The organism is Methylobacterium sp. J-088, assembly GCF_022829295.1.
Taxonomy (GTDB): Bacteria; Pseudomonadota; Alphaproteobacteria; order Rhizobiales; family Beijerinckiaceae; genus Methylobacterium.
Genome location: NZ_JAKSYH010000209.1, coordinates 77,746 through 100,910, shown reverse-complemented (window position 1 = coordinate 100,910; position 23,165 = coordinate 77,746). Strand labels below are relative to the sequence as shown.

General features: G+C 70.5%; 20 protein-coding genes. 12 read left to right on the top strand and 8 right to left on the bottom strand.

The window, feature by feature from the left end; genetic code table 11:
* Positions 1 to 13 precede the first annotated feature (13 nt).
* Complete coding sequence (radA, locus tag MKK63_RS23535; protein ID WP_244006085.1) at positions 14 to 1,450, top strand: DNA repair protein RadA; 1,437 nt, start codon at positions 14 to 16, stop codon at positions 1,448 to 1,450.
* A gap of 27 nt (positions 1,451 to 1,477) precedes the next feature.
* On the opposite strand, the gene MKK63_RS23530 is transcribed toward radA, so the two are convergent.
* Entirely contained in the window at positions 1,478 to 1,900 is a 423-nt protein-coding gene (locus MKK63_RS23530; RefSeq protein ID WP_244006083.1) for a gamma-butyrobetaine hydroxylase-like domain-containing protein, read from the bottom strand.
* An 81-nt stretch (positions 1,901 to 1,981) separates the two neighbouring features.
* On the opposite strand from MKK63_RS23530, the gene moaA reads away from it, so the two are divergent.
* The 3 genes from moaA (at position 1,982) to MKK63_RS23515 (ending at position 4,961) form a co-directional block, all read left to right on the top strand.
* Complete coding sequence (gene moaA / locus MKK63_RS23525; protein WP_243919115.1) at positions 1,982 to 3,034, top strand: GTP 3',8-cyclase MoaA; 1,053 nt, start codon at positions 1,982 to 1,984, stop codon at positions 3,032 to 3,034.
* Positions 3,035 to 3,164: 130 nt separating this feature from the next.
* Complete coding sequence (gene zwf / locus MKK63_RS23520) at positions 3,165 to 4,637, top strand: glucose-6-phosphate dehydrogenase (protein ID WP_244006081.1); 1,473 nt, start codon at positions 3,165 to 3,167, stop codon at positions 4,635 to 4,637.
* A gap of 123 nt (positions 4,638 to 4,760) precedes the next feature.
* Positions 4,761 to 4,961, top strand: a complete 201-nt coding sequence (locus MKK63_RS23515) for a hypothetical protein (RefSeq protein ID WP_243919120.1) — start codon at positions 4,761 to 4,763, stop codon at positions 4,959 to 4,961.
* 153 nt (positions 4,962 to 5,114) lie between these two features.
* On the opposite strand, the gene MKK63_RS23510 is transcribed toward MKK63_RS23515, so the two are convergent.
* The gene (locus MKK63_RS23510; RefSeq protein ID WP_244006132.1) at positions 5,115 to 6,614 is read right to left on the bottom strand and encodes a glucan biosynthesis protein; all 1,500 of its coding nucleotides are present in this window, start codon (positions 6,612 to 6,614) and stop codon (positions 5,115 to 5,117) included.
* A gap of 295 nt (positions 6,615 to 6,909) precedes the next feature.
* Here MKK63_RS23510 and mdoH point away from each other — a divergent pair, with 295 nt between their 5' ends.
* Together mdoH and MKK63_RS23500 are read left to right on the top strand one after the other, a co-directional pair.
* Positions 6,910 to 8,910, top strand: a complete 2,001-nt coding sequence (gene mdoH / locus MKK63_RS23505; protein ID WP_244006079.1) for a glucans biosynthesis glucosyltransferase MdoH — start codon at positions 6,910 to 6,912, stop codon at positions 8,908 to 8,910.
* 212 nt (positions 8,911 to 9,122) lie between these two features.
* Positions 9,123 to 9,788, top strand: a complete 666-nt coding sequence (locus MKK63_RS23500) for a L,D-transpeptidase (RefSeq protein WP_243919124.1) — start codon at positions 9,123 to 9,125, stop codon at positions 9,786 to 9,788.
* A 52-nt stretch (positions 9,789 to 9,840) separates the two neighbouring features.
* On the opposite strand, the gene MKK63_RS23495 is transcribed toward MKK63_RS23500, so the two are convergent.
* Together MKK63_RS23495 and MKK63_RS23490 are read right to left on the bottom strand one after the other, a co-directional pair.
* Entirely contained in the window at positions 9,841 to 10,167 is a 327-nt protein-coding gene (locus MKK63_RS23495; RefSeq protein ID WP_244006078.1) for a cupin domain-containing protein, read from the bottom strand.
* A 104-nt stretch (positions 10,168 to 10,271) separates the two neighbouring features.
* On the bottom strand, positions 10,272 to 11,957 hold the full coding sequence (locus tag MKK63_RS23490) for a L,D-transpeptidase family protein (RefSeq protein ID WP_244006077.1): 1,686 nt from the start codon (positions 11,955 to 11,957) through the stop codon (positions 10,272 to 10,274).
* A gap of 223 nt (positions 11,958 to 12,180) precedes the next feature.
* Between MKK63_RS23490 and MKK63_RS23485 the strand changes: the two genes are divergently transcribed.
* Positions 12,181 to 13,299, top strand: a complete 1,119-nt coding sequence (locus MKK63_RS23485) for an acyltransferase family protein (RefSeq protein ID WP_244006076.1) — start codon at positions 12,181 to 12,183, stop codon at positions 13,297 to 13,299.
* On the opposite strand, the gene MKK63_RS23480 is transcribed toward MKK63_RS23485, so the two are convergent.
* Complete coding sequence (locus tag MKK63_RS23480; RefSeq protein WP_244006075.1) at positions 13,286 to 14,464, bottom strand: endo-1,4-beta-xylanase; 1,179 nt, start codon at positions 14,462 to 14,464, stop codon at positions 13,286 to 13,288. The genes MKK63_RS23485 and MKK63_RS23480 overlap by 14 nt on opposite strands.
* A 163-nt stretch (positions 14,465 to 14,627) precedes the next feature.
* Here MKK63_RS23480 and MKK63_RS23475 point away from each other — a divergent pair, with 163 nt between their 5' ends.
* Positions 14,628 to 15,470 (top strand): SDR family NAD(P)-dependent oxidoreductase, encoded by an 843-nt coding sequence (locus MKK63_RS23475; RefSeq protein ID WP_244006073.1) that lies wholly within the window; start codon positions 14,628 to 14,630, stop codon positions 15,468 to 15,470.
* A gap of 1 nt (position 15,471) precedes the next feature.
* Complete coding sequence (locus MKK63_RS23470) at positions 15,472 to 15,945, top strand: hypothetical protein (RefSeq protein ID WP_244006071.1); 474 nt, start codon at positions 15,472 to 15,474, stop codon at positions 15,943 to 15,945.
* Here the strand turns inward: MKK63_RS23470 and MKK63_RS23465 are convergent.
* Positions 15,928 to 18,618 (bottom strand): bifunctional acetate--CoA ligase family protein/GNAT family N-acetyltransferase, encoded by a 2,691-nt coding sequence (locus MKK63_RS23465; protein ID WP_244006069.1) that lies wholly within the window; start codon positions 18,616 to 18,618, stop codon positions 15,928 to 15,930. The genes MKK63_RS23470 and MKK63_RS23465 overlap by 18 nt on opposite strands.
* Positions 18,619 to 19,027: 409 nt before the next feature.
* Here MKK63_RS23465 and MKK63_RS23460 point away from each other — a divergent pair, with 409 nt between their 5' ends.
* Together MKK63_RS23460 and MKK63_RS23455 are read left to right on the top strand one after the other, a co-directional pair.
* A complete protein-coding gene (locus tag MKK63_RS23460; RefSeq protein WP_244006067.1) occupies positions 19,028 to 19,441 on the top strand; it encodes a MucR family transcriptional regulator in 414 nt (137 codons plus the stop codon).
* Between the two features lie 97 nt (positions 19,442 to 19,538).
* A complete protein-coding gene (locus tag MKK63_RS23455; RefSeq protein WP_244006065.1) occupies positions 19,539 to 20,288 on the top strand; it encodes a restriction endonuclease in 750 nt (249 codons plus the stop codon).
* A gap of 95 nt (positions 20,289 to 20,383) precedes the next feature.
* Here the strand turns inward: MKK63_RS23455 and MKK63_RS23450 are convergent, their stop codons facing one another.
* Positions 20,384 to 20,863 (bottom strand): peroxiredoxin, encoded by a 480-nt coding sequence (locus MKK63_RS23450; RefSeq protein ID WP_244006063.1) that lies wholly within the window; start codon positions 20,861 to 20,863, stop codon positions 20,384 to 20,386.
* 272 nt (positions 20,864 to 21,135) lie between these two features.
* On the opposite strand from MKK63_RS23450, the gene MKK63_RS23445 reads away from it, so the two are divergent.
* Positions 21,136 to 21,831, top strand: a complete 696-nt coding sequence (locus MKK63_RS23445; protein ID WP_279574816.1) for a YqgE/AlgH family protein — start codon at positions 21,136 to 21,138, stop codon at positions 21,829 to 21,831.
* Positions 21,832 to 21,848: 17 nt separating this feature from the next.
* On the opposite strand, the gene MKK63_RS23440 is transcribed toward MKK63_RS23445, so the two are convergent.
* On the bottom strand, positions 21,849 to 22,841 hold the full coding sequence (locus MKK63_RS23440) for a hypothetical protein (protein ID WP_244006061.1): 993 nt from the start codon (positions 22,839 to 22,841) through the stop codon (positions 21,849 to 21,851).
* Positions 22,842 to 23,165 lie beyond the last annotated feature (324 nt).

The window sequence follows — 23,165 nt, the reverse complement described above, 5'->3', positions numbered from 1 at the left end:
CGCTCGGACCCGCATGGCCAAGATCCACCAGACCTTCGTGTGTCAGTCCTGCGGGGCGGTCTACAATCGCTGGCGCGGGCGCTGCGAGGCTTGCAACGGCTGGAACACGATCGTCGAGGAGGCGCCCGCCGCCCCCGGCCAGTCGGGTCCGGCCGCGACCCGACCGTCGCGCAACCGCGGCCGGGTGTTCCCGCTGGAGGGCCTGACCGGCGAGGCCAAGGAGGCGCCCCGCATCCCCTCGGGGATCGGCGAGCTCGATCGGGTGACCGGCGGCGGCTTCGTGCGCGGCTCGGTGATCCTGCTCGGCGGCGATCCCGGCATCGGCAAGTCGACCCTGCTGATGCAGGCCTCCGCGGCCATGGCGGGGACGGGTGAACGGGTCGCCTACATCTCGGGCGAGGAGGCGGTGGGGCAGGTGCGTCTGCGGGCCGAACGGCTGGGGCTGAGTTCCCGCCCGGTGGACCTCGCCGCCGAGACCAATGTGGAGGACATCGTCGAGACCCTGAGCCAGGGCCGGCCGCCGGCTTTGGCGATCATCGACTCGATCCAGACCATGTGGACCGAGACGGTGGAATCGGCCCCCGGCACGGTCACGCAGGTGCGCTCGTCCGCCCAAGCGCTGATCCGCTTCGCCAAGACCACCGGCACGGCGGTGATTCTCGTGGGGCACGTCACCAAGGACGGGCAGATCGCCGGCCCCCGGGTGGTGGAGCATATGGTCGACGCGGTCGCCTCGTTCGAGGGTGACCAGGGCCACCATTTCCGCATCCTGCGCGCGGTGAAGAACCGGTTCGGACCGACCGACGAGATCGGCGTGTTCGAGATGACCGATGCGGGACTCGCCGAGGTGCCGAACCCCTCGGCCCTGTTCCTGGCGGGGCGCGACCATCAGGCGGCGGGCACCGCGGTCTTTGCCGGGATGGAGGGCACGCGGCCGCTGCTGGTGGAGATCCAGGCCCTGGTCGCCCCCTCCTCGCTCGGCATGCCGCGGCGCGCCGTGGTGGGCTGGGACCCGAACCGGCTGTCGATGGTCCTGGCCGTGCTGGAGGCCCATGGCGGCATCCGGCTCGGCACGCACGACGTTTATCTGAATGTCGCCGGCGGCCTGCGCATCACCGAGCCGGCGGCCGACCTCGCGGTGGCGGCAGCCCTGGTCTCGTCGCTGTCCGGGGCCGTGCTGCCGTCAGAGACGGTGTATTTCGGCGAGATCGGCCTGTCGGGGGCGATCCGGCCGGTGGCCCAGGCCGGCTCCCGGTTGAAGGAGGCCCAGAAACTCGGCTTTGCCAAGGCGCTGATCCCGCAGGGCCGCGGCGAGGGCGAGAAGGCGCTGTCCGTCGAGACGCTGCGTCACATCGCCGATCTGGTGGCAGGGATCAGCGCGGGAGCACCGCGCAGAGCACCCGGCGGCCGCGGGCGGGCGCCGTCGCGCTACGCCGACGAGGAGATCTAGGCGAGTCCCCTGAGTCGGTGTCGATGCTCAATGGCAACCGCATGAGCCCGAACCGCAGCCCCCGCCGTCCTTGGCGGGCGCTTGGCGCGCCGTGTCGCGGTCGAGGCCGCGCTCGGCGAGTTCGGTCAGGTAGGTGCTCCAGCGCGCCTCGTACTCGCGGCCCAGCGTGTGCAGGTAGCCCCAGCCGTAGATGCCGGTGTCGTGCATGTCGTCGAAGCCGAGCTTGACTGCGTAGTTGCCGATCGGCTGCACCGCCAGGATGGCGACGGAGCGCTTGCCGCCGATCACCTTGCGCTCCAGCGGCGAGTGCCCCTGCACCTCGGCCGAGGGGCTCGACACCCTCAGGTACTCGGCCGGCAGGGCGTAGCGCGCCCCGTCCTCGAAAGCGACGTTGAGACTCCGCCGGTCAGCCGACAGGCGGATCTCGGTCGGCCACAGATCCTCGCTCACGGGTCACACTCCTCACGCAATCGGGGGCTGCGGCCAGCCGTATGCTTGCCCGCAACCCTTTGTGGCATCATATGCCGGACGATGCTCGATGACAGCTCCCTGACGCCGCAGACGATCGCGGCCGGCGCGCCCGCTGGGCCGGCGCCCCTGATTGACCCGTTCCAGCGGGCCATCTCCTATCTGCGCATCTCGGTGACCGATCGCTGCGACCTGCGCTGCGCCTACTGCATGTCCGAGCACATGGAGTTCCTGCCCAAGCGCGACCTGCTGACCCTGGAAGAGTTGGATCGGCTCTGCGGCGTGTTCATCGCCCGCGGGGTGCGCAAGCTGCGGATCACTGGCGGCGAGCCGTTGGTGCGCCGGGACATCATGCACCTGTTCCGCCGCCTCGCGCGTCACCTCGATTCGGGGGCACTGGAGGAGCTGACCCTTACCACCAACGGCACGCAGCTCACCCGCTACGCCGACGAGCTGGCGAGCCTGGGCGTGCGCCGGATCAACGTCTCGCTGGACACGCTCGACCCGCAGAAGTTTCGCGACATCACCCGCCGGGGCGACCTCAAGGTGGTGCTCGACGGCATCGCGGCGGCCCGGGCGGCCGGGATGAAGGTCAAGATCAACGCGGTGGCGCTCCGCGACCTTAACGCCGACGAGATCCCCGACATGATCGCCTGGGCCCACGGCCTCGGCATGGACATGACGTTGATCGAGGTGATGCCGCTCGGCGAGATCGAGGCGGACCGGACCGACCAGTTCCTGCCCCTGTCGGTCGCCCGGCAGCGCCTGGAGACCCGCTATACGCTCACCCCCCTGCCCGATCGGACCGGCGGGCCGGCTCGCTACGTCAGGGTCGAGGAGACGGGCGGCCGTCTCGGTTTCATCACGCCGCTGACCCATAATTTCTGCGAGAGCTGCAACCGGGTCCGCCTGACCTGCACCGGCCAGCTCTACCTGTGCCTGGGCCAGGAGGATTCGGCCGACCTCCGGGCGGTGCTGCGCGCCTCGCAGGACGATGCCGTTCTGGCGGCGGCCGTGGTCGAGGCGATCACCCGCAAGCCCAAGGGGCACGACTTCGTCATCGAGCGCCAGCGCCCGGCCGCCGTGCCGCGGCACATGAGCGTCACGGGGGGCTGAGCGCTCCGGTCCCGCCGACGGCCCGAACTATGCGAGGGCGGCCCTCGTCTGGCGAAGCCCTGGCTCCCAGGCTAGGTGTGTGCGGCGCACGCGCCGCGCGGGATCAGCGCACGACAACCGGGAGCCGCACTTGGCCACGATCATCCCCGTCGCTTCCTTCGACTGCGTCGTGTTCGGCGCAACCGGCGATCTGACCGCACGAAAACTTCTGCCGGCCCTGTTCTACCGCTTCCGCGACGGCCAGATCCCGGAGACCAGCCGGATCATCGGCGCCTCGCGCTCGGAGCTGTCGCGCGACGCCTTTCACGAGCACGCCCGTGACGCCCTGAAGCGCTTCGTGCCGGCCTCCGATCTGAACGAGGAGATGCTCCAGCGCTTCCTCGACCACGTCGACTACGTGGCGGTCGACGGTGCCGGCGACAGTGGCTGGGACGACCTCGTGGCCAAGCTCGACGAGCGGCCCGACCAAGTGCGGCCCTACTACCTCGCCACCTCCCCCGACCTCTACGGCTCGATCTGCCGCAACCTCGCGGCCCACGGGCTGGTCGGCGAGAAGTCCCGCGTCGTGCTGGAGAAACCGATCGGCAAGGATCTGAAATCCGCCAAGGCGATCAACGACGCGGTCGGCGAGGTCTTCCCCGAATCGCAGATTTTCCGGATCGACCATTACCTCGGCAAGGAGACGGTTCAGAACCTGCTCTCCCTGCGCTTCGCCAACACGATCTTCGAGCGGCTCTGGACCTCGGACGTGATCGACCACGTCCAGATCACGGTCGCCGAGACCGTCGGCGTCGAGGGCCGGGCCGGGTACTACGACACCTCGGGCGCCATGCGCGACATGCTGCAGAACCACATCCTGCAGCTGCTCTGCCTCACCGCCATGGAGAGCCCGCTCAACCTCGAAGCCAACTCAGTCCGCGACGAGAAGCTGAAGGTGCTGCGCGCCCTCAAGCCGATCACCGCCCACGACATCCAGACCGTGACCGTGCGCGGCCAGTACGTGGCGGGCGCTGTCGACGGCAAGCCGGTGGAGGGCTACCTCACCGAGCTCGGCCATGAGAGCCGGACCGAGACCTTCGTGGCCATGAAGGTCGAGATCCAGTCGGGGCGCTGGGCCGGGGTGCCGTTCTACCTGCGCACCGGCAAACGCCTGCCCCGGAAACTCTCGGAGATCGTGGTGCAGTTCCGCGCCTCGCCGTTCTCGATCTTCCCCGAGGAGGCCTTCGGCCGCGAGCCGAACCGCCTCGTAATCCGCCTGCAGCCGCAGGAGGGCATGAAGCTCGAGGTGATGACCAAGGATCCCGGGCCCGGCGGCCTGCGCCTGCGCCCGACCGACCTCGACATCTCCTTCGAAGAGACCTTCAAGCAGCGCTACCCCGACGCCTACGAGCGCCTGCTGATGGACGTGGTCCGCGGCAACGCCACCCTATTCATGCGCCGCGATGAGGTCGAAGCCGCCTGGGCCTGGGCGGACGGCGTGCTTAAGGTCTGGGCCGACCGGCCCGAGGCACCCCGGCCCTATCCGGCCGGCAGCTGGGGGCCGACCGCCGCCATCGCGCTGATCGAGCGGGACGGCCGAACCTGGCACGAGGAGCTGCGCTGACGCGCTATCCCCAGCTTACGGCCAAGCTGCCATCATGCCGTCAAGACAGAGATGAACTCTGCCGGTGCCGCCGGTCACCGCCCCGACAGAGGGCGGATACCGCCACGCACAAGGGATCATCGCATGCTCGACACCTATCGGGACGCAGCCGCCCTCGCTGAGCGCCGCCTAGAGCGCTCGGTCGCCGCGACCCTGCGCATCATCGCGGCTGCCCATGACGAGCGGCAGGCCCCGCCGATCTCCGCAGCCCGGCGCCGCCTGAGCGAGGTCTATGGCGCCACCCGTCTTGCCCGCCGCCGGGAGCAGGCGCAGCGCACGGCGTAACACCGCCACGGTCGAAACCCTGGGGATTTTTAAAGGGCGAGCCTTTTGGCGGGGTCTCGGGGCGGAGCCCTGCGAGCTTGACCAGGGCTCCGCCCTGGACCCGCGAAAAGTCTCGACCTCTCGAAACCATGACCAGCCTGAGGTACGATCCTCCTAGACGGCGGCGTCCCACGTCTCGCTGAGCGGCACCCCGCCGCGGACGAGGCGAGCCCGGAGCACGACATCGCCAGCCGGCATCGGCTGCGGCGGGCGCCACTCCGCGTAGATCCGCCAGCCGCCGGTCTGCGGCACGAAGTTGGAGACCGGTTCGTGCATCGTGCCGGCACTGGCCGAGACCTCCGCGGTCACCGATTCGTCCGGCCCGGCAGGCAGGCCCGGCCCCGCGAAATCGATCACGCAGAGCCGTCGCTCCGGGCGCGGCGGCGTCAGGGGCCGCAGGCGCTCCGCCGAACCGAATCGCGTCGACGTCACCCGGGCCAGCGCCGTCTCGGGGATCGCCGGCACCGGCTCGGCCCCCACGGTGGTCAACCCGTAGGCGAGGTGCAGAGCTGTCCCCGGCTGCGCCGGCGCGTCCGGCGCGAACGCCGCGACGATGTTGTCCATGTATTCCTCGACCGCGGGGATCTCGTAGAGCTGCACCGCGCCGGCCGCGAAAGCGCCCCCAGCGGGATCGGGATTCACCCATAGGCCGGGCCGCGCCTCCTGACGGGCCTCCACGTCAAGATAGGCGGCAAAGTTCCGCTCGCGCTGCAGCAGCCCGAACCCTGCGAGCGGCTTCGACGCGAAGGCCGAGATCTGTGGCTGCCGGCGCCCGTTGACCAGCGGACGCCACAGCCGGTCGGTCCCCGCGGCGACGCAGAGCCCGTCGGAATCGTGCACCTGCGGGCGGAAGTCGTCGAACGGCTTGGCGCCCCGAGCACCGGGCCCGTTCTCGCCATGCAGGAACATGCTGGTGAGGGGCGCGAGACCCAGCTTGGCGAGCGGAACCCGCGGATGCAGCGCGGCGGTGACGTCGATCCGCGCCGGATCACCAGGGCTGATGACGAAACGGTAGGCACCAGCCACGCTCGGACTGTCAAGGAGCGAGAGCACCGTCAGGCTGTGGGCCCCGGGTTCGGGCTCGCAGAGCCAATGGGCGACGAAATCCGGAAATTCCTCGCCCTCCGACGCGCCGGTACCGATGGCGAGGCCCCGCGCCGAGAGCCCGTATTCTTGGTTGGCGGCGCGCAGGCGGAAATACGAGGCGCCGAGGAACACCAGAAACTCCTCCTGAAAGCCCTTCGGGCGCCAGGCGGGCGTATCGGGGAAGGCGTGGTGCAGGCGGAAACCCGCGAAGCCGAGATCCGGCGAGAAACTCTGGCCGGCGAGTTGCCGCCCCAGATCGAACAGCCGGCTTTCGTAGGGGATCGGGCGGGCGGGCCCGTCGAGGGGTTGAAAGGAGAGGTCCACGCGCTTCCGCTGCAGGAAGCCGCGGTGGAAGAGTTGCGCGCTGAACAGCGGGCCGAGGCGCAGGCTTTCGGCGGCCCGGAACGTGATGGCCCGGTAGCCGTCGTAATCGAGTCCGGCGAGGGCGGCCGGCAGGTCTTCGCGCGGCGCCGCGTAGGGCGCAGCGGCCCGGCGCGCGGCCTCCTCGGACAGCGCCTCGAAGGTCATCCGGCCCGGCTGTGTCCCCCCCGAGCGTACGCCCTGCGACGGAAGCGCCGGGCCGGCCCACGTTCTGGACCCATTCAGCTCGGCTACGCTAGGTAGAACTGTGCCGGCAGCCGCGGTCAGGACAGTTCGAAGAACGCGGCGCCGGGAGGGGGGATCGATCCGTTCGGCGTCCGGCTGCCCGTGCAGCCCGGTCGGCTCCGTGTCCTTGCCCCGCATATCGGTGTCCACGGTCATCGGCTCCCGGCCTCAGGCGGCGGGGTCGCCGGCAGCCTTCCACGGTCGAGTTCCTCGCGCCATGTCGTCACGCGCCATCCCTCCTCGCGCCACATCCTCGGGGGTCGCCGCCTCCACCGAGCCGACGCATCGGAACGCGTGTCCGGCCAAGCCCGATCCGTCGGAATCGGTTCTTCCCCGCGAGCTCTGGAGCGGCAAGCGCCCAGCTCGGGCTCTGCGCACCCGGCGCTTCGCCCTCGCTGTCCCGACCCTGGTCACGGCGGGCGGTATCGCGTGGCTCGCCGCGCTCGCCTATCCGGCCGGCGTCAGCCCGCTGGCCTGGGCAGTGCTCGGGCTGTTCAGCCTCCTGATGGGATGGCAGGCCTTCACGGCCTGTCAATACGCCTACGGGCTCGTCGCCACCCTGCTGGGCGACCGGGCGAAGTCGGCGATGGAACGCAGTTCCGAGACGCGGACCGTCGAGCTGGCGGACGCCGTACCCGCGGAGGCGGGCCGCACGGCCGCCGTGATGGCGATCCACGCGGAGGATGCCGTGGCGGTCTTCGCCCGCCTGCGGGTGATGGCCCGCTCGCTCGCCGAGGCGGGAACCACGGATATCGACATCTTCGTGCTCTCCGACACCCGCGACGGCACCATTGCCGCCGTGGAGGAGCACGAATACGCGCGGATGCAGGCCTGGGCATCCAGCGACCCGGCCCTGCCGCGGATCCGCTACCGGCGCCGGACCGAGAATGTCGGCCGCAAGGCCGGCAATATCGGCGAGTTCTGCCGCACCTATGGCGGCGAGTACGCCTACATGATCGTCCTCGACGCCGACAGCCTCATGACCGGCGCCGCCATGGGCCGCCTCGTGCGGCTGATGCACGAGAGCCCCCGCACCGGCCTGATCCAGACCGTGTCGTACGCGGCGGGCCGGGACACGCTGTTCGCCCGCATTCAGCAATTCGCCGTTCGCCTCTACGCGCCGCTGGCGCTCCGCTGCCTGGAGACTTGGCAGGGGCCGGAGGGCAGCTACTGGGGCCACAACGCGATTCTGCGGATCGAGGCCTTCGCGGAGCACGCTCAGCTTCCCCGGCTGCCCGGTCGGGAGCCGCTCGGCGGCGAGATCCTGTGCCACGATATCGTCGAGGGTGCGCTGATGGTGCGCGCCGGCTGGGAAGTGCGGCTGCTGCCCGAGATGGGCGGCACTTGGGAGGAGATGCCCACCAACCTCGTCGATCTGCTCGGCCGCGAGCGCCGCTGGTGCCAGGGCAATCTCCAGCACCTGCGGGTGCTGCCCTGGGCGGGGCTGCACGCCGCCAGCCGCTGGCACTTCCTGGTCGGGATCCTCTCCTACGGGATGCTGCCCCTGTGGATCGCCTTCCTCGGGCTCGCTGCCTGGCAGGCGGCCCGGACCGGCGATCTCGGCCTCCTGGCCTACGGGCTGACCGGGACGGGGGCCGCCGCCCACGCGCTCGCCGCCCTCAGCGTCACCGTGCTGGCCCTGCCGAAGCTCCTGAGCCTCGGCCACGTCCTCGCGTCCCCCGAGCGCCGGGCTGCTTTCGGGGGCACCCGGTCGCTGCTCGTGAGCGCCGCCCTGGAACAAGCCGCCTGGGTCGTCCTCTGGCCGGTCCTGACCCTGTTCACCGCGGGCGCCGTGGTGGCAACCTTCTTCGGCCGGGTGGTGCGCTGGGATACGCAGGATCGCGACGACCGGCAGGTCTCCTGGGGCGAGGCGTTCCGGCTCCAAGCCGACGCCGTGGTGGTCGGCACGCTGATCGCCGCCGCGCTGGTTTTCGTCGGCAACCCGTGGCTCGCCCTGTGGCTGGCGCCGCTAGTCCTGGCTCTGTTGACCAGCCCGGCCCAAAGTGTCTGGACCAGCCGGGCGGATCTCGGCCGTCTCGCCCGGGCTCGCGGTCTGTTCCTCAATGCCGACGACACCGCGCAGGCGCCGGAACTCGCCGAGCTCGCCCAGATCCGAGGCCTGCCCGCGCCCCATGGGACAATCCACGGTGCGCACCATGCCCCGGTCCGGCCGGTGCCGCGGGAGCCCGCGATCTGGCTCGCCGCCGACGAGGCCTGAACCAGCACGCAGCGTCCGTCATCCAGGGCGAGACAGCCAAGCTGCCACAGTGTTGCCATCGAGTCACGGGTGATCGGAACCAGCCTAAGGAGTGGGTTTCAGACTTGGCTTTAGGGCGCGAGCGTTTACCCCTTGGCGACGACCGGCACGGCATCGTGCCGCGGTATTCGCCGCGTTCCCACCAGAGTCCGCGCCTGCCCCGAGAGGCTTTGATGCGTCGTATTGTTCCCGCCCTGATCGGGCTTCTGGGCGCGGCCGCCTGCGCCGCCCCAGCCTTGTCCTATGAGATCGACCCGCTGACCCGCCAGCCGCTGAACGACGCGCTCTCCGTGCGCGTCCGCCCGCAGGCCGTCGAGACCGTCGCGGTGCCGGTGGCCAACGCCTCCCTCAACCCCGCCGACCCGCTGAGCGCCGACGCGGCGGTCCCGCAGATGTCTGCGATCCCACGGGAAACCGTGGCGTATAACGGCCCGTATGGCGCCGGCACGATCGTGGTCTCCACCGCCGAGCGGCGGCTCTACTACGTGCTGGGCGGCGGTCAGGCCCTGCGCTACGGGGTCGGTGTCGGCCGTCCGGGCTTCACCTGGGGCGGCGTGCAGACCATCACGATGAAGCGCGAATGGCCGGATTGGCGTCCGCCGTCGACCATGCTGAAGCGCCGGCCCGATCTGCCGCGCTACATGAAGGGTGGACTCGAGAACCCGCTGGGCGCCCGCGCCATGTATCTCGGCGGCTCGATCTACCGAATCCACGGCTCGAACGAGCCGGAGACCATCGGCACCGCCGTCTCCTCGGGCTGCATCCGCATGACCAACGACGACGTGACCGACCTCTATACCCACGCCAAGGTCGGCACGAAGGTCGTCGTCCAGCGCTGATTTCTGCGAGACTTCTTGGGGAGGGCCGGCCGCGAGGTCGGCCCGTCTGCGTTCAGGCCGCCGGCAGCGTGACCAGGGCGTCCGGGCGCTTCACCTCGATCTCGATGAACGCGATCGGGTGCTCGGATCCGTTCATGACATCGTGCCGGATGCCGGCCGGGCGCATGTAGGACTGGCCGGCTGCGAGCGCCGTCTCGCTGACCGCGGCGCCGTCGTGAACGCGCAGGATCCCGTCCACCAGCATCACCACGAAATACGGCCAGCCGTGCTCGTGCCAGCCGGTCACCGCACCCGGCGGGAAGTCCCAGCGGGTGATCCGCACGGTGGGATCGTCCTGCTGGACAGTGGGCGTCGCAGGGATGGTGCAGGCAAAGGCCATGGCGGCTCCGGGATGACGGGCAAGCGGATGCCGCCCGCGACGCCGCGATGCAAGCCTTCGGCCGCCCCGTGCGCGGTGAAAGCGCCGCGCCGGCCGAACCGGGATCAGTTCACGCGGGCCGCAGATTCCGGCTGCCGACGCTCCACCTTCTTGATCGGCTGAAGTTCGCCCACAGGAGGCGCCTTCGCGAGGGCGGGCACGGCGGTTTTCCGGGCCGGGGGACTGGCGACCGCGGGCTTCACCGCGGGCGGTGCAGCTACGGCATTGGCCGGCGGAATCGCCCCCGTGGCGGCGGGCTCCGGAGCCGGCGTGTCGAGCTTGTAGATGTCGTCGCGAAAGTGCGCCTTTCCGTCCGGGGTGGCGTAGCCCGTCAGGTACACGAACGATACCGGCACCGGCTTCGGCAGCTTGATGTCGCGACGCTCACCATCGGCGATGCCCGTCTCGATCTCGATCGGCCCCCAGGTGCTGCCCGGCCCGTTCGGCCCGTCCGTGCCCTGCAGCAGCCAGCCGACCAGTTCCTTCACCTGACCGACCCGGACGCATCCATGGCTGTGGAAGCGCACGCTCGCAGCGAACAGGGATTTCGCCGGCGTATCATGCATGTAGACGGCAAAGCGGTTCGGCATGTCGATCCGCACTTGGCCGAGCGAATTGTCGAAGCCGGAATCCTGGCGCAGCGTGTAGTTGACCGCCTTCTCGCCCGCCCAGTCGATCCGGGTGGGGTCGACATCGCCGGCGGGCCCGAGGATGCGGATATGGTTCTTGGCGAGATAGCCGGGATTCTTCCGCATCTGCGGGATGATCTCGTTCTTCACCACCGAAGCCGGCACCGTCCAGGTCGGGTTGAAGTTGATGTCGGTGATCCGGGTCTCGATCGGGGGCGTCGCCTTGTCGGGCGAGCCGACGACGGCGACGTAGCGGCGCACGACCGTGCCGTTTTCCACCGCCTCGACGGCGGCCGAGGGGATGTTGACCACGACGTAGCGCTCGCCGAACGAGAATTTCGATCCCATCAGCCGGGCCGCCGACGCCGCGAGCTGCTTCTGGCGCACGCTCGCGGGCACGTTGAGCGCGTTGAGGGTGAGCCGGCCCAGGATGCCGCTGTCGGGCAGCCCGTGGCGGCCCTGGAAGGCCGCGATCGCCGCGACGAGCGGCGGGTCGAGGCGGTCGCTCGGGGGCGCGTCCGCCGGCAGGTCGCCGGTCAGCGTCAGGTGGTGGCGCAAAGCCGGGATTGCCGGGCTGCGCTCGCCAGGCTTCAGACGCACGAGATCCTCGGGCATCCGCTCCCAGCCGCCGGCCTCCGCGAAGGCCGCGTAGCGCTCGGCGGCCCGGAGCGTATCGAGGAAGGTGCGCGCCGTCAGCGTCGGGCTCGGATCGGCGGAGACCTTGGCGTAGATCAGGGGGGCCGGCTCGCGCGACCGCTTGGCGGCCTCCTGCGGCTTGCCTGGAACCAGCTTTGTGTCCGGCGCCGCAGCCTCGACGGGTTTGGATTCGCCGGATCCGGAAGCGTTGGGCTTGGGCTCGGCGCCCTTCGCCTCCGCGGCCTTGGTCTCCGGAGCCCTGATCTCCAGCCCCTTCGCGGCCGCGCCCTCTGGCGCGACCGTGGGTGTGGAGGCCGGGATGGCGGGTGGCGGAACGGGGGCCGGGATCGGGCTTGCCGGTGCGGCGGCCGCCGGAATGCCCTGCGCCCGCGCATCGACAGCAGCGCCGAGCAGCGTCAGCAGCGACAAGCCGGCTCCGAGCGCGGCCCCCGGGCGGGCATGACGGCGGGAACGGACCAAGCCCATACGCAACACTCCCGACGGCGCCCAATTCGGCGCGGACCGGCGGCATCATGGAGTGGCGTGGTTACCAATCCCCTCCCGTCCAAACAGCAGCTCCAAGAGCAAATTCACCATTCTGAGACGTCTTTCCAAGCACCGCGGCGTCTACGGATGTCGGCGCGACAGAAAATACCGCACCTTGCTCAGCTCAGAATTATCCCTGTCGGGAAGGAAGAGCCGCCCCGTCATGCCGGAATTCGGGACGCAGATCCCCGCAGCGATGCCCTACCTGCCACAGCTCGACGGGGTGCGGGCGCTCGCCATCCTGATCGTGTTCGCGGCCCATTGCGGCTACAGCCACGTGGTCCCCGGCGGGTTCGGGGTCACGGTCTTCTTCTTCCTGAGCGGCTACCTGATCACCACCCTGCTGCGGATCGAGCAGGCGCGGACCGGCGCGGTCTCCCTCCCGGCCTTCTACCTGCGGCGATCCTTGCGCATCCTGCCGCCGATGTACCTGACCCTGCTCGCCGCGGGCGGGCTCTACGCGCTGGGGCTGCTCGACTGGATGCCAGTCGAGCCGGCAGCAATCCTGGGCCAGGCGGCGTTCCTGACGAACTATCCCGGCCTGTTCGGCACCGAGGCGGTGCTGCCCGTGCCGCTCTGGAGCCTCGCCATCGAGGAGCATTTTTACCTCGTCTTCCCCCTGGCTTACATCCTGTGGCTCGGGCGGCTGAACCCGCGCCGGGCCGCGCTCGCCTGCCTGGGGATCTGCGCCGCGGTGCTGGCGATCCGATGCCTCAACGTCTGGCGGCTTTCCGATTACAGCCTGAACTATTCCTGGACCCACACCCGCATCGACGCGATCCTGTTCGGCTGCTGCCTCGGCCTGTGGAACAACCCGGTGATCCCGGCCGATCGCGCCTGGCGGCCGAGGGCGTGGCACGTGGCGCTGAGCTTCGCCGCAATCCTCGGTACGCTGGCGGTGCGGGAGCCCGCCTTCCGCGAGACCTTGCGCTATACGCTCCAGAGCGCAGCCCTGTTCGCGCCCTTCGCCTATCTGCTGCACGGGCAAGGACCCGTGGTGCGGCTGCTCGCCAGCCGGCCGATGCGGCAACTCGGCCTGTGGTCGTACGGCTTCTATCTCGCCCACATGGCCGTGGTCGCGCTGGTGCTGCACCTGCGGCCCGGCCTGCACGGCGTCGCGCTGATGCTCGCGGCGTTCCCGCCGACGCTGCTCTGGTGCTGGGGGATGTACACGCTGGTCGAGCGCCCCTGCGCCCGCCTGCGCCGACGGCTGCTGGCTGACCGGCCGCCCCAGCCGATCCTTGCCGAGGGGGGACGTCAGGCCGGGGTCACGCCCGCCTGAGCCGGTCCCGCGTGGCGCTGTGGTCCGGTGCCTCGGCGAACGCGGCCTTCGTCGCATACCAGAGGGGCTTGCGCCGGAACTGCGAATCCAGCGGCAGGGCGCGCTGGGGCAGGCCGTCCGGCCGCTTGCGGTAGGGATGATCGTTCAACCACGTGTCTGGGTCGTAGATGTCCCAGGTGACGACATCGAGCAGGGCCGGCTCGTCCAGAACCACGTCGAGGTAGCGCCTTGCGTAGTCGGCTACCATCCGGTCGCGGGTGGGCACGTCGGACGGGAAGGCCCGGTCGTCGATGTCGAGTTCGGTGATCGCGATGCCGAGGCCCATCTGGCCGATCTCGCGCAGGAAGCGCCGCAGCTGACCCTGGTCGATGGGGATCGTGCTGGTGAGGTGCGATTGCAGCCCGAAGCGCCGGATCGGCACGCCACGGCTGCGCATCGCCTCCAGCCGGCGCAGGACCTTGGTGCGCTTGGCCTCCATCCAGGGTGCGCCCTGCTCGACCGCGTCCTCGTTCCACGTGCCGGCGGCCGCCGGATCGGTCTCGTGCAGGATCCGGAAGGCGAGGTCGACGTAAGCGGGCCCGATCGAGGCGAGCCAGGGCGAGTCGCGCAGCCCCCCGCCGCGATCGGGATCGGCCTCGTTGCCAAAAATCTCGTTGACCACGTCCCAGGCGACGATCTGCCCGCGGTAACGGCCCGCCACGGTCTCGATCCAACGCCGCATGAAATCCTCGCCCTGGGCGGCACTGGCCCGCCCGAGCAACGGGCCGACCCAGGGCGGGAGCGCCGCGTGCCAGACAAGCGTATGGCCGCGCATCGCCTGACCGTTCGCGCGGGCAAAGCGCAGGATCGCGTCGCCCCGGGCGAAGTCGGTCTTGCCCGGAGCGGGCAGCACCTCCTCCATCTTCATCTCGGTGCCGCAGACCAGGATCCCGCATTCCCGCGCCACCGCCTGCCGGTAGGCCGGCGTGGAATCAAAGCGATGGAACGGCACCTCGCAGCCGTAGAGCAGGCCCTTGGCGACGGCGGCAGCCTGGAGGCTGTCGCTCGACCACGACGGGCGGCCGAGCGGCCCGAACCCGGTCGGTACAGCGCCGCGTGCCGCCGGGGCGAGCCCCGCGCAGGCCATCCCGGCGATGAGGGACCGGCGGCTCGGAACGATCGGCATGCCGCATCCTCGGGTTCGGTGGGATCACCGCCATCAGAGCATGCGGCGGATCCGGTTACGATCCGCTGAGTCTGCGGGCGGGCCTCCGTCCGATCCGGTGCATCAACTCGCCTTCATCCGGGCTCGCCCCATCTGAAGAGCGCCATCCAGCCGAGGACTCCCCATGAGCCAGCACCCTGCCATCAGCCCCGGCCGCAGCGCCGTCGTCACCGGGGCCGCGAGCGGCATCGGGCTCGCCGCCGCGCAGGCCTTCGCGCGGGCGGGCATGAATGTCTGGCTCGCCGACCTGCCGGGGCCGGCGCTCGACGCCGCCCGCGCAGCGGTGGCTGAACTCGCCGCCGTCGAGGTCCGCGCGGTGCCGACCGACGTCTCCGACCGGGCGGCGGTGGAGGCCTTGGCGGCCGCCGTCGCGCGGGGCGGGCCGCCCGCCCTCGTAATGCTGAATGCCGGGATCGAGGCCGGCGGCATGCTGTTCTCCGATGCCGACACCTGGACGCGGATCCTGGGCACCAACCTCTGGGGCGTGGTCAACGGCATCCACGCCTTCGCGCCCGGCATGATCGAGGGCGGCAAGCCCGGGGCCGTCATCGTGACCGGCTCGAAGCAGGGCATCACCACGCCGCCCGGCAACGCGCCCTACAACGTGTCGAAGGCGGGGGTGAAGGCGGTCACCGAGGCGCTCGCCCACGAGTTGCGCAACCGCGAGGGCTGCCGGACCACCGCCCACCTGCTGATCCCGGGCTTCGTCTATACGGGGCTGACCAAGGCTCGCGGCGTCGCCGAGAAGCCGGCCGGCGCCTGGACGCCGGAGGAGACCGTGGCGTTCCTGCTGGAGCGGCTGGCGGCGGGCGATTTCTACATCCTCTGCCCCGACAACGAGACCACCCGGGCGCAGGACGCGAAGCGGATCGCCTGGGCGGCGGGCGACATCATCGAGAACCGGCCGGCACTCTCGCGCTGGCATCCGGATTTCGCCGAGGCGTTCAAGCGGCACACGGAGGGGTGAGATGGCCCGGCGACCGCGCCCGCCGGCGCGTATCAAGGAGCCCATCTTCGGCCCGCCGGCCACGACGGCGCGGGCGGCCTTCATCCGCTTCGGCAACGCCCTTCACTGGCAGGCCTATTTTGCGGATGCCGGCCTCGGGCCGGCCATGGGGCAGGTCGGGGATGGCAACCGGGCGATCCTCGAAGCCGCCCTCGCGAGGCTGCCGAAGGCGGAGCATCGGCTCGTCGCCGCGTTCATCGCCGAACTGACCGACGGCACCGTGACCTTCGCCGAGGCGCAGGCGATCTGGCGGGAGACAAAAAGCGACACGATGCGGAGCGTCTGGGACGACCCGGACGCGTTCCTGCGCTTCCTTCTTACCGTGCGCGACCGGATCGATCCCCACGCCTGGCCGGCCGGCAAGCCGCGATTCCGACCGGACCCGACGACGCGACACGCGCGAAGACGGCGCGCCGGCCTAACCCCCGGCCGGTGACCCGGCTGCCAACGGCAGCTGCACCTTCACCAAGCCCGGATCCTCCGGATCGCGCCCCTGCGTGAAGCCGAGTCGGCGGCAGACCGCCAGCATCGGGCGGTTCTCGGCCAGCACCGAGCCCTCGACCCGGCCGATCCCTTCGGAGCGCGCCCAGTCGATCATCAGGCGCATCAGCGCGAAGGCGAGCCCCGTGCCCCGGGCATCGCGCCCCACCGCGATGGCGTATTCGCCGCTCTCGTGGTTGGCGTCGGCATGCAGGCGGACCGCGCCAAGCATGCGCTCGCCCCCTTGCGCGTCCACCTCGGTGGCCACGAACGCGATGGCGCGGGCGTAGTCGAGCTGCGTCAGGCGGGCCAGGAAGGCGTGGCTGAAGGCGCGCACGGGTCCGAAGAAGCGCAGGCGCAGATCCTCCGGGTCGAGTCTCTGGAAGAAGCTGAGAAACTGGCCCTCGTCCTCCGGGCGCACGGGCCGCACGCGGATGGTGCGGTCCTTCAGGTTGAGGGTCCGCACCCATTGCGCCGGATAGGGCCGGATCGCGAAGCGTGGATGGCCCCGCCCGTGCCCGCTCCGCTCCGAGCGCCCGATCCGCACCCGTGCGTCGAGGGCGAGCACGCCGGTCTCGTCGGCGAGCAAGGGGTTGATGTCGAGTTCGCGGACCTGCGGCAGGTCGGCGGCGAGTTGGGACAGCTTGACCAAGGTCAGCGCGATCGCCGGGATGTCGGCCGCCGGCACGTCGCGATAGGCCTCGAGGCGGCGGGCGACCCGGGTCCGGCCGATCAGGTCGCGGGCGAGGATCAGGTCGAGCGGCGGCAAGCCGAGCGCCCGGTCGTCGATCACCTCCACGGCCGTGCCGCCGCGCCCGAACACCACCACGGGGCCGAACACGGGATCCTCGGCGAGGCCAGCGATCAGCTCCCGGCGCTGGCCCCGGCGCACCATGGGCTGGACCGCGAAGCCGGTGACGCGTGCATCCGGACGCTCGCGCCGGGCCCTTATCAGGATACTGCGCGCCGCTTCGCGGACATCGGCCTCGCTGGTGAGATCGAGGTGGACCCCGCCGATGTCGGATTTGTGCACGATGTCGGGGGAGACGACCTTGAGCGCCACCGTGCCGCCGGCCGCGATGATCGGCCAAGCCGCCGCCGCCGCCGCGTCCTTGTCGGGGGCGAGCGTGATCGGCACGATCGGGATCCCGTAGGCTTCGAGCAGGCCGTTCACCGCGATCGGATCGAGCCACGCCGCCCCGTGGCGCAGGGCGCCCGCGATGATCGAGCGGGCCCGGGCCGTATCGGGAGAGAAGTCGCGCGGCAGCGAGTCCGGCGTGCGCATCAGGTCGTCCTGCGCCTCGCGGTAGCGAACGAGGTGCAGGAAGCCTTCGATCGCCTCGGAATCCGTCGAGAAATGCGGGAGCCCAGCGCGCGCAAACGCCTCTCGCGCCGCCTCCGCATCGCCCAGGGAGACAGCGAAGAGCGGCTTCTTGCGCGTCTGGCCGGCGCGGACGCGTTTGACCGTGTCGGCGATCGCGTTGGCCACCGCGCCCGCGTCCGAGCGCACGGTGGGGACGTGGATCGCCAGCACGGCGTCGCTGACGCGATCCGTGAGGATCGGCTCCAGGGCGGCCGCGAAGGCCAGACCCGCCGCGTCGATGCCGAGGTCGAGGGGATTGCCAGCCGGACGCCCCTCCGCCTCCGCGGCTTCGGCCATGGTGCCCGCGCGCTCGATCAGCCTGTCGGCGGCCAGCAAGCCGATGCCGCGGCCATTCGACAGGATGGCGAGCCGGTCGCCGGGGAACGGGCGCTGGCGCCCCAGGGTCTCGACGGCCGAGAACATCTCGTCGAGGTCCTGTACCGCCAACAGACCGGCCCGCCGGAAGGCCGCGGTGTAGACGGCGTCCGGCCGGGCCAGCGCTCCGGTATGGGTCTCGGGTGCGCGGGTGTCGGGCCTGTGCCGCCCGGCGCGCAGGACCACGACGGGCTTGGCGCGGGCGGCCGCGCGGGCGGCCGACATGAACCGGCGGGCATCCGCGACCCGGTCGAGGCAGAGCAGGATCGCGCGGGTGCGGTAATCGGCGGCGAAATGATCGAGACAATCGGCCACGCCGATGTCGAGCACGCTGCCGAGCGACAGCACCGCCGAGAAGCCCGTCCCGTGGCGGGCGCCCCACTCGACGATCGCGGCCGCGACCGTGCCGGATTGCGAGACGAGGGCGAGGTCGCCCGGGGCGGGGGCGTGGGCGAACAGGCTGGCATTGAGCTTGGCGCCCGGCACGGCGAGGCCGGCGCTGTCCGGTCCGAGCAGGCGCAGGCCGTGCGCGCGGGCGATCCGGTGCGCGGTCGGTCCCGGATCGTCTGGGCCGGAACCGAGCCGGGCCGTCAGGATCACGGCGGCCCCGGCGCCGGAAGCCGCTGCCTGCGCGACGACCTCGGGCACTCGCGGCGGCGGCACGGCGATCAGGACGAGGTCCGGGACGGTGGGCAGATCCGCGATCTGCGGGACGCAGGGCAGGCCGTCCACGAAGTCGTGATCGGGCTGCACCGGCAGGATCGCGCCGGGGAAGCCGGACGCCCGCAGGGCGTCCAGCACGCTGCGCGCCACCGAGCCCGCGCGCGCCACGGCGCCGACCAGGGCGATCGCGTGGGGCGCCAGCAGCTTGTCGAACCGGTAGGTGCTCACGGGGCCGCCGTCACGGAATCCGATCCCGCGGGCCAGTCGTACCGGCGTGCATGGGGTGTCCCTCGCTCACGTCGGGATCGGGCGCGATCCGGAAAGCCCAGGCTCCGACCCTATCGCGTTATCACATGGCGCGGTTGGCCGCGCGGGCAACGTCCTGCGGTTCCGGCCCTGTCACAGTGCGATCAGCCGCTGCCCGGAGGGCTTGCAGATACCCTTCAGATCAAATATCCGGCGCCCTTTGTCCTCGCCAAGACGCCAGCTATGGCCATCTGTAATTTGTTCTTGCCATGAAATTCACATCACAATAGTAACTACGCCACATCTGCCTGTATCGGGTGGCCCGGAAACAGATTCCGATCATCCTGCCGCGTGACGGGCAGAGCCCGGGATCGCCATGAGGTTTCAAGGAATGGATTCCACGGTCGAAGGGCAGCCGGACTTCCTCACGCTCTCGGTCGACATCGTGTCGGCCTTCGTAAGCAACAACCCGGTCACCCCACCGGAACTGCCGGCGCTGATCGTCAAGGTTCACGCGGTCCTGCACGAGCTTAGCCAGCCCACCTCCGCGCCTGCCGAGGATCTGCGGCCCGCCGTCTCGGTCCGGCGCTCGATCCAACCCGACTTCATCGTCTGCCTGGAGGACGGGAAGAAATTCAAATCCCTCAAGCGCCACCTGCGCACGCACTACAATCTCACCCCGGACGAATACCGCCAGAAATGGGGCCTGCCGGCCGATTATCCGATGGTCGCGCCGAATTATGCCGCGGCCCGGTCGAGCCTCGCCAAGAGCATGGGCCTCGGCCACCAGCGCCGGAAGAATTGAGGCCGCGTCCGCGTCCACAGGTTTTCAGCCGCGGTTAGGCATCGGGCAAGGGGCGCTTGCGAGGGTCACAAGACCCGTCCGCGCCCCTTGAGACCCGATGCAAGGTAAGCCCAATCCCGTCGCGCGCCTGTTCTGGACGGCCGTGATCGGCGGCCCGTTCGCGCTCTGGTACGGTCCGCCCGCTCTAGCGGCCACGGGGCTCGCGCTGTTGGGCGTGTGGCTGCGCCATCTCGGCCGGCCGCGCCGGTTCCGAGCCCAGGTGCGCCGCATCGCCCGGGCCCATGGCGAGACGCTGGCTCTGCGGAGGCGGCAGGAAAGCTTTCGCGACGCCTACGGCAACTGGATCGAGGACGGCTGGCTGCGCGAGCGCGACTACTTCCTCGACCGCACGGTACTGCCCCAGATCGGCCCGCGTTACGCCGAGCTCGCCCTGACGGAGCGGGATCGGATGCTGGCGATCGTCGAGGCCGAGGCGGCGTCCATCGATCTGCCCGAGGAAGAGGACGCACCGGCGGACGGGCTCGACTACGAGCGCTACTGCGCCGAGCGCCTCGTCCGGGCAGGATGGCGGGCGCACCGGACCCCGGCGAGCGGCGATCAGGGCGCCGATATCGTGGCGGTTCGCAACGGCCTGCGCCTCGTCATCCAGTGCAAGCGCCTGGCCAAGCCCGTTGGCAATGCCGCCGTGCAGGAGGCGGCGGCGGCCCAACGCTACTGGGCGGGCGACCGCGCCGCCGTCGTGTCGAATGCCGGCTTCACGCCGGCGGCCCGCCGGCTTGCGGCGGCAACCGGGGTGCTGCTGCTGCACCACGACGGGCTCGACGCCATCGACCTCGCGCACATGTGAAGCAGATACGATGAGGGTCCGCCGGCCAGACCAGAAGCGGACCGCCCCCCGATAGACCCCAAGGGGCCGCGCCTCTTGCGTGCCCGAAGCCTCGCTCAGAGCACCTTCAGCAGCGCCTCGGCCCCCGAGGCCTCGGCCTTAGAAGGCGTCTCCTCGACGTTCAGGATCTTCACGACCCCGTCCTCGACCAGCATGGAGTAGCGCTTCGAGCGGATGCCGAGGCCGAAGCCCGTGCCGTCCATCTCCAAGCCGATCGCCTTGGCGAAATCTGCGTTGCCGTCCGCCAGGAATTCCAGACCCTCGGCGCCGCTCGCCTTCGCCCAGGCGTCGAGTACGAACACGTCGTTGACGCTCGTGACCGCAATGGCGTCGACGCCGCGGCCGAGGATCTCATCCTTGTGGGTGACGAAGCCCGGTAGGTGATTGCGGTGGCAGCTGGGGGTGAAGGCGCCCGGGACGCCGATCACCACCACGCGGCGGCTTTTGAACACGTCGTCGGTGGTGCGGGCGATCGGGCCCTCCGGGCCGCTCACCCGGAACGTGGCCTGGGGCAGATGGTCGCCGACCTGGATCATCGCGGGTCCCTCGTTGCTGCGCATATGCGTTTGCGCGCCTGACCTAGCGTGGTCGGTGGGACCTGTCGAGCAACGGGTCTCCTGGCGTGCGTGATGCCCAAGGTTCAATCGGCGATCCACGCTCGCCGCTGCGGGACCCTGTCTGTCCGCCCGCTTCGGTTCACGTCGCGGGACGCACGATCTCCCCCGGAGGCTTCATACAAGCTGGGTGGAAGCTTGCTGCGTCTCTTTTGCCCGCTGGACAATGAGAGGGCGCGGCGTAGCATGAGGTCATGGCGTCTCCTCCGCATCGCAAACCGGATTCTTCGCCTTCGGCTCCTCAGCGGGAGTCCGGCTCAGCGACCGCGAACGCAGCAAACCCGGCGCCGCGGCAGACATCGCTCTCCGGTCCGGACTTTCTCGACGGGCAGTTCCTCGTGGCGATGCCCGGCATGGCCGATGAGCGCTTCGCCCGCTCGGTGATCTATGTCTGCGCTCATTCCGCCGACGGGGCGATGGGCATCATCGTCAACAAGGCGGCCACCGACATCAGCATGCCGGATCTGCTGGTCCAGCTCGACGTGGCCCCCGAGGCGGACGCGATTCGCCTGCGCGAGCGGGTCGGGCACATGCCCGTTCTGATGGGCGGGCCGGTGGAAGGCCGGCGCGGCTTCGTGCTGCACACCGACGACTTCCACATCCAGCAATCGACGCTGATCATCGACGACGGCATCTGCCTGACCGCGACCGTCGAGATTCTGCGCGCCATCGCGAGCGGCGAGGGCCCGGCCAGCGCCGTGCTGGCTCTGGGCTATGCCGGCTGGCAGGCGGGCCAGCTCGAGAGCGAGATCATGGCCAATGGCTGGCTCAACTGCCCAGCCGATCCCGAGCTAATCTTCAACACGGATCTCGACGCCAAGTACGAGCGTGCCCTGCGCGCCAACGGCATCGATCCCGCCATGCTGTCCATGACAGCCGGTCGGGCCTGAACGACCCCAAGTGCCGGTTATTCCGGAACGTTGTCGCCGCCACCGGCTGCATCGGGGTTCAGGCCCTCCACCGCCGGCTTGGGCCGGGGCCGGCTGCGCGGGGCCGCCGTCGCTGTGGGTACCGCGGTATTGGCGCCGAGGCGGGTCGCGAGGGCGAGTGCCCGGTTCTCGGTAAAGCGGAGATGGCAGAAACCGTGCGTGCCTTCGCGGGCGTAGCTACGGCAGAACTGCTCCCGATCCGCCGAGAAGGCCGCCTGCTCGGTCACGATCGGCCGCACGTCCTCGCGCCGGGCCCGCTGGGTCATCAGCTTGTAATTGTCGCGCACCGCCTTGTCGGCCGCGCCCCGGGCGGTGTCGAACTCGCTGGCCCGCGGGAGCAGGGTCGCGGGGGCCGGCCCCCACAGGCCCGTGGGGGTCGTGGCGCAATCCGCGGCCGAGAAGGTGCAGACCGGGCCGGAGCCCAGCGTCGAGACGAGGATGCCGCCCTCGGTGACGTCGAGGCGCAAGGGGCACTCCGCCCCGGCCGCCTCGTAGCGCGGCACCCCTTCGGGCTTGCCTTCGGGATTCAGCGTGACGGGACTGCCCGCGCCGAGCGGCACCGTGCAGGATTCCGCCGGCTGCGAGATCTTGGTTCCCGGGAGCGTGATCCGGGCCGTGACGGCGGTGCCGGTCCGCTCCAGCTTCAGGGATCCGGACATTCCGTTGAGCTGGAGGTCCTGCCCGATCACGCCCTCCTCCGAGGGCGCCTTGAGCACCACCGGACGGGCCGGCGCCGGGGGCGCCCGGGGCGTCTCGGGGGCCGGGGCTTGGCCGGGCTCGCCGCCGCCCCCCGGCAGCGGGGCCGGAGGCGCCTCGGGCAGGCCCCGGGGCGGCACCGGCGGCCGCTCGGGCTTGATGCCGAACAGGCGCTCGAAGAAGTTCTGCGCCTGCGCCGGTGGGGCGGCGAGCAGGGCGGGAGCCGCGACGGCGAGCGCCAGGACGGGGAGCAGGGAGCTGCGGGTCGGGCGCATCGGACTCTACGACGAGGACACGAAGTGGTGGGGCCACACGCAACCCCTTGTCGAAGTGTTAACACGCCGTCGATGGCGCGGACGTGGCAGCGAAGCAACAAAATGCAATCATGCCATCCGGAGCAACGGTGGTCGCGGGCGCGATTATCAAGACCTCACAATCTGTTATCGCGGACCTGCGGGCCCGACCCGGTCGCACAGGCTTCGCCTTGCGAGGCCGTCCGGGGCTTCTTATATCGCCCTCGACGCGGGATTGCGCGCTGGGTTTCAGCCGTTCACGGCCCTTGATCCGGCCCGGGTCCCATACTCACATCATCTTCGGAC

What these genes read in the sequence shown, in the direction of transcription:
- MKK63_RS23470 (WP_244006071.1), top strand. Translation starts at nt 15,472, where the DNA reads ATGGCCCGGCGACCGCGCCCGCCGGCGCGTATCAAGGAGCCCATCTTC.
- MKK63_RS23485 (WP_244006076.1), top strand. Translation starts at nt 12,181, where the DNA reads ATGCCGGAATTCGGGACGCAGATCCCCGCAGCGATGCCCTACCTGCCA.
- MKK63_RS23495 (WP_244006078.1), bottom strand. Translation starts at nt 10,167, where the DNA reads ATGGCCTTTGCCTGCACCATCCCTGCGACGCCCACTGTCCAGCAGGAC.
- radA (WP_244006085.1), top strand. Translation starts at nt 14, where the DNA reads ATGGCCAAGATCCACCAGACCTTCGTGTGTCAGTCCTGCGGGGCGGTC.
- MKK63_RS23510 (WP_244006132.1), bottom strand. Translation starts at nt 6,614, where the DNA reads ATGACCTTCGAGGCGCTGTCCGAGGAGGCCGCGCGCCGGGCCGCTGCG.
- MKK63_RS23480 (WP_244006075.1), bottom strand. Translation starts at nt 14,464, where the DNA reads ATGCCGATCGTTCCGAGCCGCCGGTCCCTCATCGCCGGGATGGCCTGC.
- MKK63_RS23500 (WP_243919124.1), top strand. Translation starts at nt 9,123, where the DNA reads ATGCGTCGTATTGTTCCCGCCCTGATCGGGCTTCTGGGCGCGGCCGCC.
- moaA (WP_243919115.1), top strand. Translation starts at nt 1,982, where the DNA reads ATGCTCGATGACAGCTCCCTGACGCCGCAGACGATCGCGGCCGGCGCG.
- MKK63_RS23515 (WP_243919120.1), top strand. Translation starts at nt 4,761, where the DNA reads ATGCTCGACACCTATCGGGACGCAGCCGCCCTCGCTGAGCGCCGCCTA.
- MKK63_RS23455 (WP_244006065.1), top strand. Translation starts at nt 19,539, where the DNA reads ATGCAAGGTAAGCCCAATCCCGTCGCGCGCCTGTTCTGGACGGCCGTG.
- mdoH (WP_244006079.1), top strand. Translation starts at nt 6,910, where the DNA reads ATGTCGTCACGCGCCATCCCTCCTCGCGCCACATCCTCGGGGGTCGCC.
- MKK63_RS23445 (WP_279574816.1), top strand. Translation starts at nt 21,136, where the DNA reads ATGGCGTCTCCTCCGCATCGCAAACCGGATTCTTCGCCTTCGGCTCCT.
- MKK63_RS23475 (WP_244006073.1), top strand. Translation starts at nt 14,628, where the DNA reads ATGAGCCAGCACCCTGCCATCAGCCCCGGCCGCAGCGCCGTCGTCACC.
- MKK63_RS23460 (WP_244006067.1), top strand. Translation starts at nt 19,028, where the DNA reads ATGGATTCCACGGTCGAAGGGCAGCCGGACTTCCTCACGCTCTCGGTC.
- MKK63_RS23450 (WP_244006063.1), bottom strand. Translation starts at nt 20,863, where the DNA reads ATGATCCAGGTCGGCGACCATCTGCCCCAGGCCACGTTCCGGGTGAGC.
- MKK63_RS23490 (WP_244006077.1), bottom strand. Translation starts at nt 11,957, where the DNA reads ATGGGCTTGGTCCGTTCCCGCCGTCATGCCCGCCCGGGGGCCGCGCTC.
- MKK63_RS23440 (WP_244006061.1), bottom strand. Translation starts at nt 22,841, where the DNA reads ATGCGCCCGACCCGCAGCTCCCTGCTCCCCGTCCTGGCGCTCGCCGTC.